Raw genomic sequence first — 16,412 nt, 5'->3', positions numbered from 1 at the left:
CATGCAACCATTTGGTTGCCCATTATGGGAGATGCGAAATGGAACACTATCGGCAAGACCTCAGCATCAAAGCTTCCCCGGCGACGGTGTATGCCGCGCTCAGCACCATCGCGGGCCTGCGCGGCTGGTGGACGCAGGACTGCGACGGCGCCTCCGGCGTCGGCGAAACGCTGCACTTCCGCTTTGGCAGCTGCGCCAAGGACATGCGCGTCACGCGGCTGGCCGCCGGACGCGCGGTGCAATGGCGTTGCACACGATCCCACATCGAAGCGCCATCCATCCAGCGGCACGATGAATGGACCGGCACCGAGCCGTCCTTCACGCTGTCCGACGACGGGCAGGGCGGCACTGCCCTGCATTTCGAGCACATCGGCCTGACAGCGGCGCTGGAATGCTATACGCTGTGCCAGCAGGGCTGGCAGCACTTCCTTGGCAGCCTGCGCCAATACGCCGAAACCGGCGCGGGCACACCCTATATTCCCGAAAGGAGGGCGGCGGCATGAGCGATACCGACCGCGTGGAACGCAGCATCATGATCAACGCACCGCGGGAACGCGTCTGGCGCGCGCTGGCATCGGCGGAGGAATTCGGCGCCTGGTTCGGCGCCGACCTGGCCGGCCAGAAGTTCGCGCCCGGCCAGCGCGTGCGCGGCCAATTCACCAATCCCGACTGCAGCCAATACGCTTTCGACGCCGTGATCGAGACGATGGAGGCGCCGCGGCTGATGTCCTACCGCTGGGTGCCCTATCCGATCGACCCGCCCGCCGACCTGGAGAACGATGAACCGACGCTGGTCACGTTCACGCTGCAGGATGCACCGGGCAACGCGACTTTGCTGACGGTGGTGGAATCCGGCTTCGACAAACTGCCCGCGCAGCGCCGCGCGAAGGCGTTCCAGATGCATACGCAGGGATGGGAAGTCCAACTGGAGAATATCAAGCGCCATGCGAGCAAGTGAAGAATCGCTGGCCCCGGTGTTTGCCGCGCTGGGCGACCCGACGCGGCTCAAACTGGTGGCCCAGTTGTGCGAAGGCGGGGCCTTCTCCATCACCCACCTGACCGAGCGCACGGAGATCAGCCGCCAGGGTGTGACCAAGCACCTTGGCGTACTGGCCGAGGCCGGGCTGGTGCGCGATATCCGCGTCGGGCGCGAGCGCTTGTGGCAACTGGAGCCAGGGCGCATCGACGAGGCGCGGCAATCGCTGGAAGCCATCGGGCGCCAGTGGGAACAGGCGCTGGGACGGCTCAAGCGCTTTGTCGAAAAGGACAGTTAAGGGTTGCGGAAGGGCGTGCGCTCGTTCAGCTCGTCGAGGTAGGCGTCGATGCCGCCCGCCTCGCGTTCGAGGAAGCGCTCCACCGCATCGCTGAAGGCAGGGTGGGCCAGCCAGTGCGCCGACCAGGTCTTCTGCGGCAGGAAGCCGCGCGCCATTTTGTGCTCGCCCTGGGCGCCGCCCTCGAAAGTCCGGATGCCGTTGGCGATGCAGAATTCGAGCGGCTGGTAATAGGCCGTTTCGAAATGCAGGCAGGGGACGTGCTCCATGGCGCCCCAATAGCGGCCATACAGCGTGTCTTCCGTATAGACCACCAGCGAGGACGCAACGGGGCGGCCATCGCGCTCGGCCTGCACCAGCAGCAGGTGCTGCGGCATGGTGCGCGCGATGCGCAGCCAGAAATCCAGGTTCAGGTAGGGCGAGGAACGGTGCTCGGCGTAGGTATTGCTGTAGCAGCGGTGGAAGAAGCGCCAGTCGGCCTCCGTCGCCTGCCCGCCGCGCAACTGGCGCATAGTGATGCCCGCCTCGCGCACCTTGCGCCGTTCGGCGCGGATGTTCTTGCGCTTCTTGTGCTCCAGCGTCTGCAGGAAGTGCTCGAAACTCTCGAAGCCCTGGTTCAGCCAGTGGAACTGCACCCCGCTGCGCAGCATGAAACCGGCCGCCGCCAGCGCCTCGGCTTCCTCCTGTGGCGGGTAGAGGATATGGGTGGAGGACATGCCGGCCACCGACTGCTGCTCGCACAGGAAGTCCAGCAAGACCGCACGCGCCGCCGCATCGCGGGCCAGCAGGCGCGCGCCGGTGACAGGCGTGAACGGGATGGCCGACAGCAGCTTGGGATAGTACTCGATGCCGTTGCGGTGATAGGCATCGGCCCAGGCCCAGTCGAAGACGTACTCGCCGTAGGAGTGCGACTTCACGTACAGCGGCATGGCCGCCACCAGTTCCGCGTCCGCATGGACGGCCAGGAACTGCGGCTGCCAGCCCGTTGCCGGCGTCACGCTGCCGGATTCGTGCAGCGCGTGCAGGAAAGCGTGCGAGAGGAAAGGATTGCCGCCGGCCAGCCGATCCCACTCGGCGGGGCTGACATCGGAAAGGGAAGAAATGACGCTGGTGCGGTATGCCATCCGGCCATTCTAGCGAAATGTCCGCTTTGGGGTCAGGACTAAAAGTGGACATACCTGCAGGAAATGTCCACTTTTAGTCCTGACCCCAAAGCGGACATGACCCCAAAGTGGACTTTCCCTGGCAATGTTAAAATCTTCGCCATCACTATTGGCCATGTTCAGCTATGTCGCACTCGTTCCATAATTTGTACCACCATGATTTCGCCCGTGTGGCTGTCGGCGTGCCTCGGTGCCGGGTGGCGGATCCGCTGTTCAATGCGGCCCAGACCATCGCGCTGGCGGAGCAGGCGGCGGCGAAAGGGGCGGTACTGGTGGCTTTCCCGGAGCTGGGGCTGTCGGCATATTCCTGCGATGACCTGTTCCACCAGCGCGCCTTGCTGGATGCGGTCTTGCAGGGGCTGGGCAATGTTGTCGAGGCTTCGCGCGGTATTCCGGCGGCGATGGTGGTGGGGGCGCCACTGCGCGTCGATCACCAGCTGTTCAATTGCGCCATCGTGGTGGCGGGCGGTGCGATCCGCGGCGTGGTGCCGAAGTCTTACCTGCCCAACTATAGCGAGTTCTATGAGGCGCGCCAGTTCAGCGCGGCCGACGAGGCGGTCTCCACCGAGATCACGCTGCTCGGCCAGCAGGTGCCGTTCGGCGCCAGCCAGCTGTTCGAGCTGGAAAACCTGCCGCTGTTCAAGTTCCATATCGAGGTTTGCGAGGATGTGTGGGTGCCAATCCCGCCGTCGTCGTTCGCGGCGCTGGCCGGGGCGACGGTGCTGGTGAACCTGTCGGCCTCCAATATCCTGGTCGGCAAGTCGGACTACCGCCACCAGCTGGTGGGCCAGCAATCGGCGCGCTGCCTGGCGGCCTACCTGTATTCCTCGGCGGGGCGCGGCGAATCCACCACCGACTTGGCCTGGGACGGCCAGGCGCTGATCTACGAAAATGGCGAGATGCTGGCGGAGTCCGAGCGCTTTGCCGAAGAATCGCACCTGATCTTCGCCGACGTGGACCTGGAACGCCTGTCGCGCGAACGCATGCGCACCACGACCTTCGGCCATTCCACGCGCCGCCATAAGGCCGAGGTCCAGCAGTTCCGCACCGTGCGCTTCCCGGTCGAGCTGCCGGCGCACCGCGTGCTGCCGCTGGAGCGCAATGTGGCGCGCTTCCCGTATGTGCCGTCCAACCCTGCGGTGCGCGACAAGCGCTGCATGGAGGTCTACAACATCCAGGTCAGCGCGCTGGTGCAGCGCCTGTCCTCGTCCGGCATCAAGAAGGTGGTGATCGGCGTTTCCGGCGGCCTGGACTCGACCCACGCGCTGCTGGTGTGCGCCAAGGCGATGGACAGGCTTGGCCTGCCGCGCACCAATATCATCGCCGCCACCATGCCGGGCTTTGCCACCAGCACCCGCACGCTGGACCAGGCGCGCGCGCTGATGCAGTTTGTCGGCTGTACCGCGCTGGAAGTGGATATCCGCCCAAGCTGCATCCAGATGATGAAGGATATTGGCCACCCGTACAGCGAGGGCAAGGAAGAATACGACATCACGTTCGAGAACGTGCAGGCGGGCGAGCGCACCAACCACCTGTTCCGCATGGCGAACCACCACAACGGCATCGTGATCGGCACCGGCGACCTGAGCGAGCTGGCGCTGGGCTGGTGCACCTACGGCGTGGGCGACCATATGTCGCACTACAACGTCAACGCGAGCGTGCCGAAAACGCTGATCACGCACCTGGTGCGCTGGGTGGCCGAGAGCAAGCAGTTCGGCGACGTCAATTCCAGCGTGCTGCTGGCGGTGGTGAACACTGAAATCAGCCCTGAGCTGGTGCCGGGCAAAGCGGGCGATGAAGCGCCGGCGCAGATCACGCAGAATGTGATCGGCCCGTACGAGCTGCAGGACTTCAACCTGTACTACACGCTGCGCTTCGGTTTTGCGCCGGCCAAGGTGGCCTTCCTGGCGCACCATGCGTGGCGGGACCGCGACGTTGGCGCGTGGCCGGAAGACGAGCATGTCGTGCGCAACGAGTACGAGTTGAAAGACATTAAACACAACCTGGGCATTTTCCTCAAACGCTTCTTCCAGACCTCGCAGTTCAAGCGCACCTGTGTGCCGAATGCGCCGAAGGTCGGCGGTGGCGGTTCGCTGTCGCCGCGCGGCGACTGGCGCGCACCGAGCGACTCGGAAGCCGCCGCCTGGCTGGAAAACCTGAAGACTGTGCCCGACGCCTGATCACTATAAGGAGAACGCAATGAAGCAAATTACCGCCATCATCAAGCCATTCAAACTGGACGAGGTGCGCGAGTCGCTGGCCGAGGTGAACGTGACCGGCCTGACCGTGACCGAGGTGAAGGGCTTTGGCCGCCAGAAGGGCCACACCGAGCTGTATCGCGGCGCGGAATACGTGGTCGATTTCCTGCCGAAGGTGAAAGTGGAAGTGGTGGTGGACGACAGCGTGGTCGATACCGCCGTGGACGCGATCATCAAGGCCGCCCGTACCGGCAAGATCGGCGACGGCAAGATCTTCGTGCAGAACATCGAACAGGTGATCCGCATCCGCACCGGCGAAACCGGCGCCGACGCGGTTTAAGGCCCTTTCAGGCGCAGGTCGAAGCGCCAGGCGAGCAGGCGCATGATGGTGATCAGGGCGGCGCTGGACCACAAGGCCACGTCGTCCGACACCGAGGTGTATTGCAGCGCGATGTAGAACCAGCAGCCGAAGAAGGCACAGATCGCGTACGGTTTGCCGTCGCGGAACACCATCGGCACTTCGTTGCAGATAATGTCGCGCAGCACGCCACCGAAGATACCGGTAATCACGCCCATCATCACGGCTACGAAAATCGGCATGTCGGCCGCCAGCGCGGTCGATACGCTGGCCACCGCGAACAGGCCAAGGCCGACGGCGTCGGCCACCACGATCAGGCGTTCGGAAACGATATGGCGGATTTGCTTGACGAAGGGCGCCGCCACCAGCGCCACCACGAACAGCAGGATCGTATACTCCTGGTGCGCCACCCAGAACAGCGGGCGGCGGTCGAGCAGGATGTCGCGCACGGTACCACCGCCGAAGGCGGTAATGAAGGCGACGATGAACACGCCCACGATATCCATCCGCTTGCGGCGCGCTTCGATAAAGCCGGAGAATGCCCCAACCAGGATTGCCACGACCTCGATGATGGTGATGAGGGAGACGGCGGGGACTATTTTCATGTTCTTGTTAGTGGCGAAAAGACAGGCCAAAGGTTAGCATTCCGCTAGCAAAACCTGCAAGTCGTCCAGCGCTTGACAGGGCGCGCGGCAATGTTGCAACATTTGCAATATGATCCGCGCAATCCTTTCCACTGCCTTTGCTGCAGTCACCACCGGCGCCCAGGCTGCGCCGCTGCCTTGCCAGCCCCAGTCCCAGCTCGATATCGCCACGATCAAAGAGCGCGTCATCCTGGTCGGGGAGCTGCATGGCACCAATGAGATGCCGGCTTTCGTTTCTGGCCTGGCTTGCAGCCTGCTGCGGGACGGGCGGCAGGTGGCACTGTCGCTGGAGGTGGCAGCCGATGTGCAGCCTGAGATCGAACGCTACCTCGTTTCCGATGGCAGTGAGGCGGCGCGGCAGCCACTTTATGGCAGTAGCTTTGGCCGGCTGGATGATGGTCGCGGCAGTGCCGCCATCATGGAAATAATCGAGCAGGCGCGCGTGCTTCGCCTGGCTGGTGCGCCGATCACGCTCGTGGCAACGGATTTGCGTCGTAGCCAGGCGAAGGTTGCGCCAGGCGAAAAGTGGGACCCCGCCACGCGCGACCGCATCATGGCCGAGAATATTGGGGCGCTGGCCCGCGCCAAGCCGGATGCGGTGGTGCTCAGTCTATCCGGCAATGCGCACGCCACCAGGCGCGAGGGCGCACCTTACCCGTCGTTGGCTTATCTATTGGCGCAGCAAATGCCAGTGCATACCGTGGGCTTGGCGCACAAAGGTGGCTCGGCTTGGGTCTGCACAGGCGTCATGGGTGGCAAGCTACAGTGTGGCGCGCACGCGATGAGTGGCCTCGGTGGCAGGATGGACGCGCGCGGCTATGACAGGGAGGTGAAGCTGGGCGGCATTACTGCCTCGCCGCCCGTTCGGGAGGGGCAATCAGCGCTGGGGCGCCAGGGCGGCGCGCAGTAGCACCATGATGGCGCCTTCGCCGCCTTCTTCGGCGCGCGCCTGGCAGAAGGCGATCACGCCGTCGGTCTGCACCAGCCAGGAGTGGACCATGGACTTCAGCACCGGTTCGCCGTTGCGCGAGCCGAAGCCGCGGCCGTAGATCACGCACACGCAGCGGTAGTTGCGGCGCTTGGCCTTCAACAGGAAGTCGTCGACCGCCTGGCGCGCATCGTCGCGGCGCAGGCCGTGCAGGTCCAGTTCATCCTGTACCGGCCAGTGGCCCTTGCGCATTTTCTTCATCACGTCCGGGCCGATGCCGGGCGCGCTGTAGTTCAGCGCCGGGTCTTCTTCCATGTAATGGTCGACGTCGAACAGGTCCGACAGCATGGACTCGCGCAGCACGGCGGCATCGTCCGCCGCCTGCTCCTCGGCCGTCAGCGGGCCGCGTTTGGCGGATGGGGCAGGGCGCACCGCTGCGGCCGGCGCCTTGGGCGGCGGCGGCACGTAGCGGTCGGATGCCTTCATCTTCTGCACGCCGGCCATCGAGGACTGGAACACATTGGCTGCGGCGGCAGCGGCCTTGGCCTGCTTGGCGCGCTCCCTTTCCTCAGCTTCGCGCTGCTCTTGCTGTTCCTTGAGCTGCTTGCCCAGGCCTTTCAGGTCGGCGAAACTTTTCACTCTTGCGCTTCCAGGTAGCGTTGCGCGTCCAGTGCGGCCATGCAGCCGGTGCCGGCGCTGGTGATGGCCTGGCGGTAGATGTGGTCCTGCACGTCGCCGGCGGCGAACACGCCCGGTACGGAGGTGGCGGTGGCCATGCCTTCGGTGCCGGTGCGGGTCTTGATGTAGCCGTCCTTCATCTCCAGCTGGCCTTCGAAGATGCCGGTGTTCGGCTTGTGGCCGATGGCGATGAACAGGCCGTGCACGGCGATCTGTTCCAGCTCGCCGTTGTTATGCTTGATCTCGATGCCGGTGACGCCCGACTGCTCGCCTTTCACTTCGTGCAGGTTGGCGTTCAGCTTCAGCACGATCTTGCCTTCGGCGACCTTGGACATCAGGCGGTCCACCAGGATAGGCTCGGCGCGGAACTTGTCGCGGCGGTGCACCAGGGTGACCTTGGTGGCGATGTTCGACAGGTACAGCGCTTCTTCCACGGCGGTGTTGCCGCCGCCGACCACGGCCACTTCCTGGCCACGGTAGAAGAAGCCGTCGCAGGTGGCGCAGGCGGACACGCCGCGGCCCATGAACTCCTGCTCGGACGGCAGGCCCAGGTACTGGGCCGAGGCGCCGGTGGCGATGATCAGGGTGTCGCAGGTGTAGACATTGCTGTCGCCGACCAGGCGGATCGGTTTTTCGTTCAGGTGCGTGGTGTGGATGTGGTCAAACACGATCTCGGTCTTGAAGCGCTCGGCGTGCTGCAGGAAGCGCTGCATCAGGTCCGGGCCCTGGACGCCCATCGGGTCGGCCGGCCAGTTTTCCACGTCGGTGGTGGTCATCAGCTGGCCGCCTTGTTCGACGCCGGTCACCAGCATCGGGTTCAGGTTGGCGCGCGCGGCGTAGATCGCGGCGCTGTAGCCTGCAGGACCGGAGCCAAGAATCAGGACTTTGGCGTGTTTGGTAGTAGTCATGGCGGATTCTTTACTTAGTTAGTATGTCTGGTATATGGGGTGGCGCAAGGATGCTACAAGTCTGCCGCCCCGGGCAAAGCGAGATTATAAGCGAACACCCTTTACCCCACTAATAGCTTAGAATAAGCGCAATATGGAATTTTTGCCTCTAAGCAACGAGCAATGAGTAAGAAGAGTCAAGAGACAACTTCTGGTTACACTCGCAATGTCACCGAACGCCAGCCTTTACCGAACCGGCTGGTCCGCCTGCTGTCCGAAGCGCGATTTTTCGCGCTTTTTGTCGTTTGCCTGTACTTTATCCTGATCCTGGCCAGTTATAACCGGCACGATCCGGGCTGGTCGCATAACAATGTGGTGTCGCAGGTGTACAACCTGGGCGGCCGCGGCGGCGCCTGGCTGTCGGACCTGATGCTGTTTATTTTCGGTTTTTCCGCCTGGTGGTGGTGCGTCTATATGCTGCGCGTGGTGTGGCAGGGCTATCGGCGCCTGACCCGCAAGTTCGTGCTGGAGAAGGACGAAGACCCGGAACACCGCCAGGTCGGCATCATCCGCGTGATCGGCTTCGGCCTGATGCTGGTGGGCTCGATGGGCCTGGAATTCCTGCGCATGTACACGCTCAAGGTGCAGCTGCCGCGCGCGCCGGGCGGCGTGCTGGGCGAGCTGATTGGCCACGGCGCCCACGTGGGCCTGGGCTTCACCGGCGCCACGCTGGTGCTGCTGCTGCTGTTCGGCACCGGCTTCAGCCTGTTCTTCCACGTCTCGTGGATGTCGGTGGCGGAGAAGATCGGCGAGGGCATCGAGCTGGCGATCGACTGGTTCCGCGCCCGCATGGAAATGCGCGAAGACCGCCGCCAGGGCGATGTCGCCGTGGTGCAGCGCGAGGAAAAGGTCGTCAAGGAGCGCGTCAAGCACGAGGAGAAGCATCCGAAGCCGGTCGACCTGCCGCCGGAGACGCCACCGCCGCCTATCGTCAAGATCGAGCCGCAGATGACCCAGGTGGTGCAGTCCGAGCGCGCCATCAAGGAGAAGCAGGGCACCCTGTTCCAGGAAATCGAGAACACCGACCTGCCGCCGCTGTCGCTGCTGGACGAAGCGCCGCCGCAGCAGGAAACAGTGGCCGTGGAAACGCTGGAATTCACCAGCCGCCTGATCGAGAAAAAGCTGTCCGACTTCGGCGTGGAAGCAAAGGTGGTCGCCGCCTATCCGGGCCCGGTCGTGACGCGCTACGAGATCGAGCCCGCCACCGGCGTGAAGGGCAGCCAGATCGTCAACCTGGCGCGCGACCTGGCGCGCTCGCTGTCGCTCACGTCCATCCGCGTGGTGGAAACCATCCCGGGCAAGAACTACATGGCGCTGGAGCTGCCGAATCCGAAGCGCCAGATCGTGCGCCTGACCGAGATTCTGGGCTCCAAGGTCTACAACGACAACCATTCGCCGCTGACCGTGGCGCTGGGCAAGGACATCGCCGGCAAGCCGGTGGTGGCCGACCTGGCCAAGATGCCGCATCTGCTGGTGGCGGGTACCACCGGTTCCGGTAAGTCGGTGGGTATCAACGCCACCATCCTGTCGCTGCTGTACAAGGCCGACCCGCACGACGTGCGCATGATCCTGATCGACCCGAAGATGCTGGAGATGTCGGTGTACGAAGGCATCCCGCACCTGCTGGCGCCGGTGGTCACCGATATGCGCCAGGCCGGCCACGCCCTGAACTGGGCGGTGAACGAGATGGAACGCCGCTACAAGCTGATGTCCAAGCTGGGCGTGCGTAACCTGGCCGGCTACAACGCCAAGATCGCCGAGGCCGAGAAGCGCGAAGAGAAGATCCCGAACCCGTTCTCGATCACGCCGGACGCGCCGGAACCGCTGGAAAAACTGCCAACCATCGTCATCATCATCGACGAGCTGGCCGACCTGATGATGGTGGTCGGCAAGAAGGTGGAAGAGCTGATCGCCCGTATCGCGCAGAAGGCGCGTGCGGCCGGCCTGCACTTGATTTTGGCAACCCAGCGCCCATCTGTCGACGTGATCACGGGCCTGATCAAGGCCAACATCCCGACCCGTATCGCGTTCCAGGTATCGTCCAAGATCGACTCGCGCACCATTCTTGACCAGATGGGCGCGGAAACCCTGCTCGGCATGGGTGACATGCTGTACATGCCGCCCGGTACCGGCCTGCCGATCCGCGTGCACGGCGCCTTCGTCTCGGACGACGAGGTGCACCGCGTGGTGAACCACCTGAAAGCCCAGGGCGAGCCGAATTACATCGAAGGCATCCTGGAAGGCGGCACGCTGGAAGAGGGCGGCGGCGACGGCGCCATGGCTGGCGCGGGCGGCGGCGGGGACGGCGAGGCCGACCCGATGTACGACCAGGCCGTGCAAGTCGTGCTGAAGCACCGCAAGGCTTCCATCTCGCTGGTGCAGCGCCACCTGCGCATCGGCTACAACCGCGCCGCGCGCCTGCTGGAGCAGATGGAGAACAGCGGCGTGGTATCGGCCATGCAGTCGAACGGCAACCGCGAAATCATCGCGCCAACCGCCTCGGCGGAATAAGGAATCCTATGAAGCACACCAAATTCATGGCGGCCCTGGCCGCCGGCCTGCTGTTTGCGGGCGTGGCCAATGCGGCCGCACTGGAGCAGTTCAAAGTCTTCGTCGGCAGCACCAAGGCCGCCAAAGGCGAATTCACGCAAAAGGTCGTGGCGCAGGGCGGCAAGGGCAAGCAGTCGTCCGGCAGCTTCACCTTTGCCCGTCCCGGCAAATTCATCTGGACCTATACCAAGCCCTATGAACAGGTGCTGCAGGCCGACGGCGAACAGCTCTACATCTACGACAAGGACCTGAACCAGGTCACCGTGCGCAAACTGGGCGACGCCCTGGGTTCGTCGCCAGCCGCCATCCTGTTCGGCTCCAACGACCTGGAAAAGAACTTCACCCTGTCCGAGGCGGGCAGCCGCGACGGCCTGGAATGGCTGAAAGCCACGCCTAAAGCCAAGGATTCCAGCTTTGAGCAAATCCTGATCGGCCTGAAAAACGGCACCCCAGAGGCGATGGAGCTGAAAGACAGCTTCGGCCAGACTTCCATCCTGTCGTTCAAGAAGTTTGAAAAAAATCCAGCGCTGAATGCAGCAAGCTTTAAATTTGTCATGCCAAAGGGTGCGGACGTCATCAACAATTAAGGAATCATGATGACGCAAGACCTGTTCGCCCCTGAACCCACCCCGCCGCTGGCCGAAGCGCTGCGCCCGCACAGCGTGGCGGACGTGATCGGCCAGAGCCACCTGCTGGGCGAAGGCAAGCCGCTTAACCTGCTGTTCAAGTCCGGCAAGCCGCACTCCATGATTTTGTGGGGCCCGCCGGGCGTGGGCAAGACCACGCTGGCGCGCCTGTCTGCGCGCGCCTTCGACTGCGAGTTCATCGCTATTTCTGCGGTGCTGGGCGGGGTCAAGGATATCCGCGCCGCCATTGAACAGGCCGAGCAGTTCGTCGCCAACGGCAAGCAGACCATCCTGTTCATCGACGAGATCCACCGCTTCAACAAGGCGCAGCAGGACGCGCTGCTGCCCTATGTCGAATCGGGCCTGGTCACCCTGATCGGCGCCACCACGGAAAACCCTTCGTTCGAAGTGAATTCCGCGCTGCTCTCGCGCGCCCAGGTCTACGTGCTGAAGGCCCTGACCGAAGACGAGATGCGCCAGCTGCTGGCGCGCGCCCGCGAACGTTCCATGCCCGACCTGGAGTTCGACGAACTGGCCATCGACACCCTGGTCGGCTACGCAGACGGCGATGCACGCCGCTTCCTGAACCTGCTGGAGCAGACCAAGACCGCTGCCGCCACCGCCCGCACCAACAAGGTCACCGGCGACTTCGTGCAGAACGCGCTGACCCTGAACGCGCGCCGCTTCGACAAGGGCGGCGACAACTTCTACGACCAGATCTCGGCCCTGCACAAATCCGTGCGCGGCTCGAACCCGGACGGTGCCCTGTACTGGTTCTGCCGCATGATCGACGGCGGCGCCGACCCGCGCTACCTGTCGCGCCGCATCGTGCGCATGGCCTGGGAAGACATCGGCCTGGCCGACCCGCGCGCCCTGACCATGGCCAACGACGCTGCCGCCACCTACGAACGCCTGGGTTCCCCGGAAGGCGAACTGGCGCTGGCGCAGGCCGTGATCTACCTGGCGGTGGCGGCCAAGAGCAATGCCGGCTACAACGCCTACAACGCCGCCATGGCCTTTGTCCGCCGCGACAAGTCGCGCGAAGTGCCGGTCCACCTGCGCAATGCGCCGACCAAGCTGATGAAAGAGCTGGGCTACGGCCACGAGTACCGCTACGCCCACGACGAGCCGCACGCCTACGCAGCAGGCGAGACCTACCTGCCGGACGGCATGGCCGAGCCGGGCTGGTACCAGCCCGTCCCGCGCGGCCTGGAAACGAAGATCGCCGACAAGCTGGCCTTCCTGCGCAAACTCGACGAAGACGCCGGCAAATCTTAATTGCTTGACATTGTAGGACAATCGTCCTACGCTGGTCGGCATGGATAAACCGACAACAGGCACCCGCGAACGCATCGTCGATACCGCCGACCGGCTGTTTTACGAGCGCGGCTACGGCCATACCAGCTTTGCCGACATCGCCGCCGCGGTCGAACTCTCGCGCGGCAATTTCTACTACCACTTCAAAAGCAAGGATGAAATCCTGGCGGCCGTCATTGACCTGCGCCGCGCCAGGACGCAGGCCATGCTCGACGGCTGGTCCACCGCCGGCGCCACGCCGCGCGAACGCATCGGCTGTTTTATCGACATGATGGCGATGAATGCCGCCGCCATCCGCCGCAACGGCTGCCCGGTCGGCACCTTGTGCACCGAGCTGGCCAAGCTGGAGCATCCGGCACTGCCGCAGGCGAACACCCTGTTTTCACTGTTCCGCGAATGGCTCGGCGCGCAGTTCGTCCAGCTGGGCGGCCGCGCCGCTGCCGATGCCGACAGCCTGGCCATGCATTTGCTGGCGCGCAGCCAGGGCATCGCCACCCTGGCCAACGCTTTCGATGACGCCGGGTTTATCCGGCATGAGGTTTCGCAACTGCATGGATGGCTGGACGCCATCGGCACCTAGAGGAGAAATCATGTTCATTGTTTCGCTCAGAATGACCGGCACGCGCGAGCAGGCGGCGCCCTGGATGGCCGCCCATAAGGAATGGCTGCAGGCAGGCTTCGATGATGGCGTCTTCCTGGCCGCCGGCAACCTGCTGGGGCAGCCCGGTGGCGGCATCCTGGCCCATGGCCTGGACGAAGCCGCGCTGCGCCAGCGCCTGGCGCTTGATCCCTTCGTCGCCCATGGCATTGTCGACGCATCGATAACGGGCTTCACCCCCGCCAGGACCGATGCGCGGCTCGACTTCCTGCTGGCGGAAGCGGCAGCATGAGCGAGACCATCACCGGCCCCGACGGCAAGCCGCGCTGCCGCTGGTGCGCCGCCGCCCCCGAGTTCCTGCACTACCACGACGAGGAATGGGGCTACCCCGTCAGTGACGATATCCGCCTGTTCGAGAAAATCTGCCTGGAAGGCTTCCAGTCCGGCCTGAGCTGGCGCACCATCCTGGCCAAGCGCGAGAACTTCCGCCGCGCATTCGCCGGCTTCGACTTCAACCAGCTGGCGCGGTTTGGCGAGCGCGACGTGCAGCGCCTGCTGCAGGACGAGGGCATCGTACGGCACCGCGGAAAAATCGAGGCCACCATCCACAATGCGGCGCGCGCCCGCGAAGTGGTCGCGCAAGAGGGCTCGCTGGCCGCCTTCTTCTGGCGTTATGAGCCTGCCGGGCCGGGCCAGGAGGCGGCCGCCGCCTTGTCGCGGGAACTGAAAAAGCGCGGCTGGAAATTCGTCGGCCCCACCACCGTCTATGCATTCATGCAAGCGATGGGGCTGGTCAACGACCATGCGCCGCAATGCGTGGTGCGCAAACGTGCAATGGCGCAACGCAAAGCCTTTCTCCCACCCGGCCACGATGCAAAACACGTAAGTAAATCCTTTACAGTGCGCAATTCCGTGCGTTAGCATGTTGTAAAGATTCTAATAATGGAGGGCGGGATGGCAGAGCGTCTGACAGTTGACGGTGTTACTGTCCATGTGGACGGCGCCGGTGATGAAGTCATTATGATGATCCACGGCTGGCCGTACGACCGCAGCCTGTGGGATGCCCAGGTGGCGGCGTTTTCGCCCACCTATCGCTGTGTCCGTTTCAGCTTCCCCAGCCAGCGCGCCAAGTCCAGCCATCACCTGGACGAAATCACCCAGCTCTATGCCGACACCGTGCTGGCCGTGAACGGCGGCCGCCCGGTGATCCTGATGCTGAGCGACTGGGGTTGTATTTTTGGCTACCAGTTTGCGCTGCGCTACCCGGAGCTGGTGAGCCGCGTGATCGGGGTCGGCATTGGCGGCTCCAGCCAGCTGACCTACCGCGCCTCGCTCGACTGGAAAACCCGCCTGCGCCTGGCCTTTGCCCACCGCCGCCTGCAGGCCGCCACCCGCAGCAGCCGCGAAGCCCGGGAAGCCTGCTCGCGCCTGCAGCTGCCGCACGCCATCTCCTGGCTGCGCGCCAGCCAGCCTGCCATGGGCACGCTGCCGTTCAAGCTGCGCTGGCCCATGCTGTATATCTACGGCAAGCGCAAGCCGTTTCCCTTCCATACCCGCAGCTTCGAGCAGGCCGTGCAGTCCAAGCCGGACAGCCAGGTGATCGCCTTCCGCAGCGGCCACTGGGTCATGCGCGAGCAGCCGGAAGCGTTCAACAACGCCGTGCTGGGATGGCTGAAAGGCGCTTAAAACGCCGTTCATTCCGCATTTTTGGCCGTTCGTCGCAAGGGCAAGGCAGGGCAGGGAGGCTTTAGGTACAGTGTAACCATGGAAGCACGGAATTGAACTGACACTGACCTGAAGGAGAACATCATGAACGTCCTGAAAAACTTTGAAGCGATCTTCGTTGTCGCAGCCGCCCTGGCTACTGTTACCAGCTACGCTACCGCCACCCCACCGGTGCTGCACGTTGCCGCCAGCCCGGTAGTGGCCAAGGCCGACGCCAACATCCCAACCGTGGTGGTCGCCGCCAAACGCCTGACCGCCGCCGAAAAAGCCGCACTGATCTGACAGCACCGCGCCGGAGGGCTTAAAACTCAGTCGTTGTGCTGTCAACTTGGTACAATTGCCCCTTTCGATAATTAATCGTAGCGGCAGCAAAAAACATGATTGACATCCAACTTCTCCGTAAAGACATTGATACTGTCGCCGCCAAACTGGCGACCCGCAAGTTCCAGCTGGACGTAGCTGGCTTCAATGCCCTGGAAGGCGAGCGCAAAGCCATCCAGATGCGTACCGAAGAACTGCAAAGCAAGCGCAACTCGCTGTCCAAGCAGATCGGTATGTTGAAAGGCAAAGGGGAAGATACCTCCGCCGTGATGGCCGAAGTGGCCGGTCTCGGCGACGAGCTGAAAAATAACGAAGCCGCGTTGGCCGTGGTGCAGGAGAAGATGAGCACCTTCCTGCAGGCCGTGCCCAACCTGCCGCATGAATCCGTGCCGACCGGCACCGACGAAACCGGCAACGTGGAAGTGCGCAAATTCGGCACCCCGCGCAGCTTCGACTTCGAAGTCAAAGACCACGCCGACGTCGGCGTCGCGCTGGGCCTGGACTTCGAAACCGCCACCAAACTCACCGGTTCCCGCTTCAGCGTCATGAAGGGCGGCATCGCTCGCCTGCACCGCGCCCTGGCGCAGTTCATGCTGGACACCCACACCGACAAGCACGGCTACACCGAGTGCTACACCCCGTACATGGTGAACGCCGAATCGCTGATGGGCACCGGCCAGCTGCCGAAGTTCGAAGCCGACCTGTTCTCCGTGAAGAAGGGCGGCGCCGAAGGCGAAGGCCAGAACTTCTACCTGATCCCGACTTCCGAAGTCTCGCTGACCAATATGGTGCGCGACGAGATCGTGGCCGTTGAAACGCTGCCGATCAAGGTTACCGCCCACACCCCGTGCTTCCGCTCCGAAGCCGGCTCCGCAGGCCGCGACACCAAAGGCATGATCCGCCAGCACCAGTTCGACAAGGTTGAACTGGTCCAGGTGGTACACCCGGAGAAATCGTACGAAGCGCTGGAAGAAATGGTCGGCCACGCCGAGTACATCCTGCAGTCGCTGAACCTGCCATACCGCGTCATGCAGCTGTGCACCGGCGACATGGGCTTCGGCGCCGCCAAGACCTACGACCTGGAAGTG

19 protein-coding genes are annotated in these 16,412 nt (G+C 63.8%); 15 read left to right on the top strand and 4 right to left on the bottom strand.

Going from position 1 to position 16,412, the window contains the following annotated elements:
- Positions 1 to 38: 38 nt before the first annotated feature.
- Genes ACE3TQ_RS23125 through ACE3TQ_RS23115 form a run of 3 tightly spaced genes read left to right on the top strand, consistent with a single transcriptional unit; the run spans position 39 to position 1,274 of the window.
- Complete coding sequence (locus ACE3TQ_RS23125) at positions 39 to 503, top strand: SRPBCC domain-containing protein (protein ID WP_374585431.1); 465 nt, start codon at positions 39 to 41, stop codon at positions 501 to 503.
- Complete coding sequence (locus ACE3TQ_RS23120; protein ID WP_374585429.1) at positions 500 to 958, top strand: SRPBCC family protein; 459 nt, start codon at positions 500 to 502, stop codon at positions 956 to 958. The genes ACE3TQ_RS23125 and ACE3TQ_RS23120 overlap by 4 nt, the downstream gene beginning before the upstream one ends.
- A complete protein-coding gene (locus tag ACE3TQ_RS23115) occupies positions 945 to 1,274 on the top strand; it encodes an ArsR/SmtB family transcription factor (RefSeq protein WP_374585427.1) in 330 nt (109 codons plus the stop codon). The genes ACE3TQ_RS23120 and ACE3TQ_RS23115 overlap by 14 nt, the downstream gene beginning before the upstream one ends.
- Here the strand turns inward: ACE3TQ_RS23115 and ACE3TQ_RS23110 are convergent.
- Complete coding sequence (locus tag ACE3TQ_RS23110; protein ID WP_374585425.1) at positions 1,271 to 2,395, bottom strand: GNAT family N-acetyltransferase; 1,125 nt, start codon at positions 2,393 to 2,395, stop codon at positions 1,271 to 1,273. The genes ACE3TQ_RS23115 and ACE3TQ_RS23110 overlap by 4 nt on opposite strands.
- A gap of 164 nt (positions 2,396 to 2,559) precedes the next feature.
- Here ACE3TQ_RS23110 and ACE3TQ_RS23105 point away from each other — a divergent pair, with 164 nt between their 5' ends.
- Positions 2,560 to 4,614 (top strand): NAD(+) synthase, encoded by a 2,055-nt coding sequence (locus tag ACE3TQ_RS23105; protein ID WP_374585423.1) that lies wholly within the window; start codon positions 2,560 to 2,562, stop codon positions 4,612 to 4,614.
- Between the two features lie 19 nt (positions 4,615 to 4,633).
- Entirely contained in the window at positions 4,634 to 4,972 is a 339-nt protein-coding gene (locus ACE3TQ_RS23100) for a P-II family nitrogen regulator (protein ID WP_028103924.1), read from the top strand.
- Here ACE3TQ_RS23100 and ACE3TQ_RS23095 read toward each other — a convergent pair.
- Positions 4,969 to 5,595: a trimeric intracellular cation channel family protein gene (locus tag ACE3TQ_RS23095; RefSeq protein WP_374585421.1), complete on the bottom strand. Its 627-nt coding sequence runs from the start codon at positions 5,593 to 5,595 to the stop codon at positions 4,969 to 4,971. The genes ACE3TQ_RS23100 and ACE3TQ_RS23095 overlap by 4 nt on opposite strands.
- A 109-nt stretch (positions 5,596 to 5,704) precedes the next feature.
- Here ACE3TQ_RS23095 and ACE3TQ_RS23090 point away from each other — a divergent pair, with 109 nt between their 5' ends.
- Entirely contained in the window at positions 5,705 to 6,544 is an 840-nt protein-coding gene (locus tag ACE3TQ_RS23090; RefSeq protein WP_374585419.1) for a hypothetical protein, read from the top strand.
- Here ACE3TQ_RS23090 and ACE3TQ_RS23085 read toward each other — a convergent pair.
- Both ACE3TQ_RS23085 and trxB read right to left on the bottom strand, forming a co-directional pair.
- Positions 6,512 to 7,201, bottom strand: a complete 690-nt coding sequence (locus tag ACE3TQ_RS23085; RefSeq protein ID WP_374585417.1) for a Smr/MutS family protein — start codon at positions 7,199 to 7,201, stop codon at positions 6,512 to 6,514. The two genes, ACE3TQ_RS23090 and ACE3TQ_RS23085, sit on opposite strands and share 33 nt — an antisense overlap.
- Positions 7,198 to 8,148 carry a thioredoxin-disulfide reductase gene (gene trxB, locus ACE3TQ_RS23080; protein ID WP_374585415.1) on the bottom strand — a complete coding sequence of 317 codons (951 nt, stop codon included), beginning with the start codon at positions 8,146 to 8,148 and terminating at the stop codon, positions 7,198 to 7,200. Before trxB ends, ACE3TQ_RS23085 begins: the two co-directional genes overlap by 4 nt.
- 162 nt (positions 8,149 to 8,310) lie before the next feature.
- Between trxB and ACE3TQ_RS23075 the strand changes: the two genes are divergently transcribed.
- From ACE3TQ_RS23075 to serS, 9 genes are all read left to right on the top strand, one after another.
- Positions 8,311 to 10,698, top strand: a complete 2,388-nt coding sequence (locus ACE3TQ_RS23075; protein WP_374585413.1) for a DNA translocase FtsK — start codon at positions 8,311 to 8,313, stop codon at positions 10,696 to 10,698.
- A gap of 8 nt (positions 10,699 to 10,706) precedes the next feature.
- A complete protein-coding gene (lolA, locus tag ACE3TQ_RS23070; protein ID WP_374585411.1) occupies positions 10,707 to 11,324 on the top strand; it encodes an outer membrane lipoprotein chaperone LolA in 618 nt (205 codons plus the stop codon).
- Positions 11,325 to 11,330: 6 nt separating this feature from the next.
- On the top strand, positions 11,331 to 12,641 hold the full coding sequence (locus ACE3TQ_RS23065; RefSeq protein ID WP_374585409.1) for a replication-associated recombination protein A: 1,311 nt from the start codon (positions 11,331 to 11,333) through the stop codon (positions 12,639 to 12,641).
- A gap of 40 nt (positions 12,642 to 12,681) precedes the next feature.
- Positions 12,682 to 13,260, top strand: coding sequence for a TetR/AcrR family transcriptional regulator (locus ACE3TQ_RS23060; protein ID WP_374585407.1), 579 nt, complete (start codon positions 12,682 to 12,684; stop codon positions 13,258 to 13,260).
- A 10-nt stretch (positions 13,261 to 13,270) separates the two neighbouring features.
- Entirely contained in the window at positions 13,271 to 13,570 is a 300-nt protein-coding gene (locus ACE3TQ_RS23055; protein WP_374585405.1) for a YciI family protein, read from the top strand.
- Entirely contained in the window at positions 13,567 to 14,199 is a 633-nt protein-coding gene (locus tag ACE3TQ_RS23050; protein WP_374585403.1) for a DNA-3-methyladenine glycosylase I, read from the top strand. The genes ACE3TQ_RS23055 and ACE3TQ_RS23050 overlap by 4 nt, the downstream gene beginning before the upstream one ends.
- Before the next feature lie 33 nt (positions 14,200 to 14,232).
- Entirely contained in the window at positions 14,233 to 14,964 is a 732-nt protein-coding gene (locus ACE3TQ_RS23045) for an alpha/beta fold hydrolase (RefSeq protein ID WP_374585401.1), read from the top strand.
- A 123-nt stretch (positions 14,965 to 15,087) separates the two neighbouring features.
- The gene (locus ACE3TQ_RS23040; RefSeq protein ID WP_374585399.1) at positions 15,088 to 15,285 is read left to right on the top strand and encodes a hypothetical protein; all 198 of its coding nucleotides are present in this window, start codon (positions 15,088 to 15,090) and stop codon (positions 15,283 to 15,285) included.
- A gap of 95 nt (positions 15,286 to 15,380) precedes the next feature.
- Positions 15,381 to 16,412 (top strand): serine--tRNA ligase (gene serS, locus ACE3TQ_RS23035; protein WP_374585397.1); only part of this gene is annotated, 1,032 nt, incomplete at its 3' end.

This window comes from Pseudoduganella sp. (genome assembly GCF_041914865.1).
Taxonomy (GTDB): domain Bacteria; phylum Pseudomonadota; class Gammaproteobacteria; order Burkholderiales; family Burkholderiaceae_D; genus Rugamonas.
Note: the sequence above shows the minus strand (reverse complement) of the source record. Positions and strands in the feature narration are given on the sequence as shown.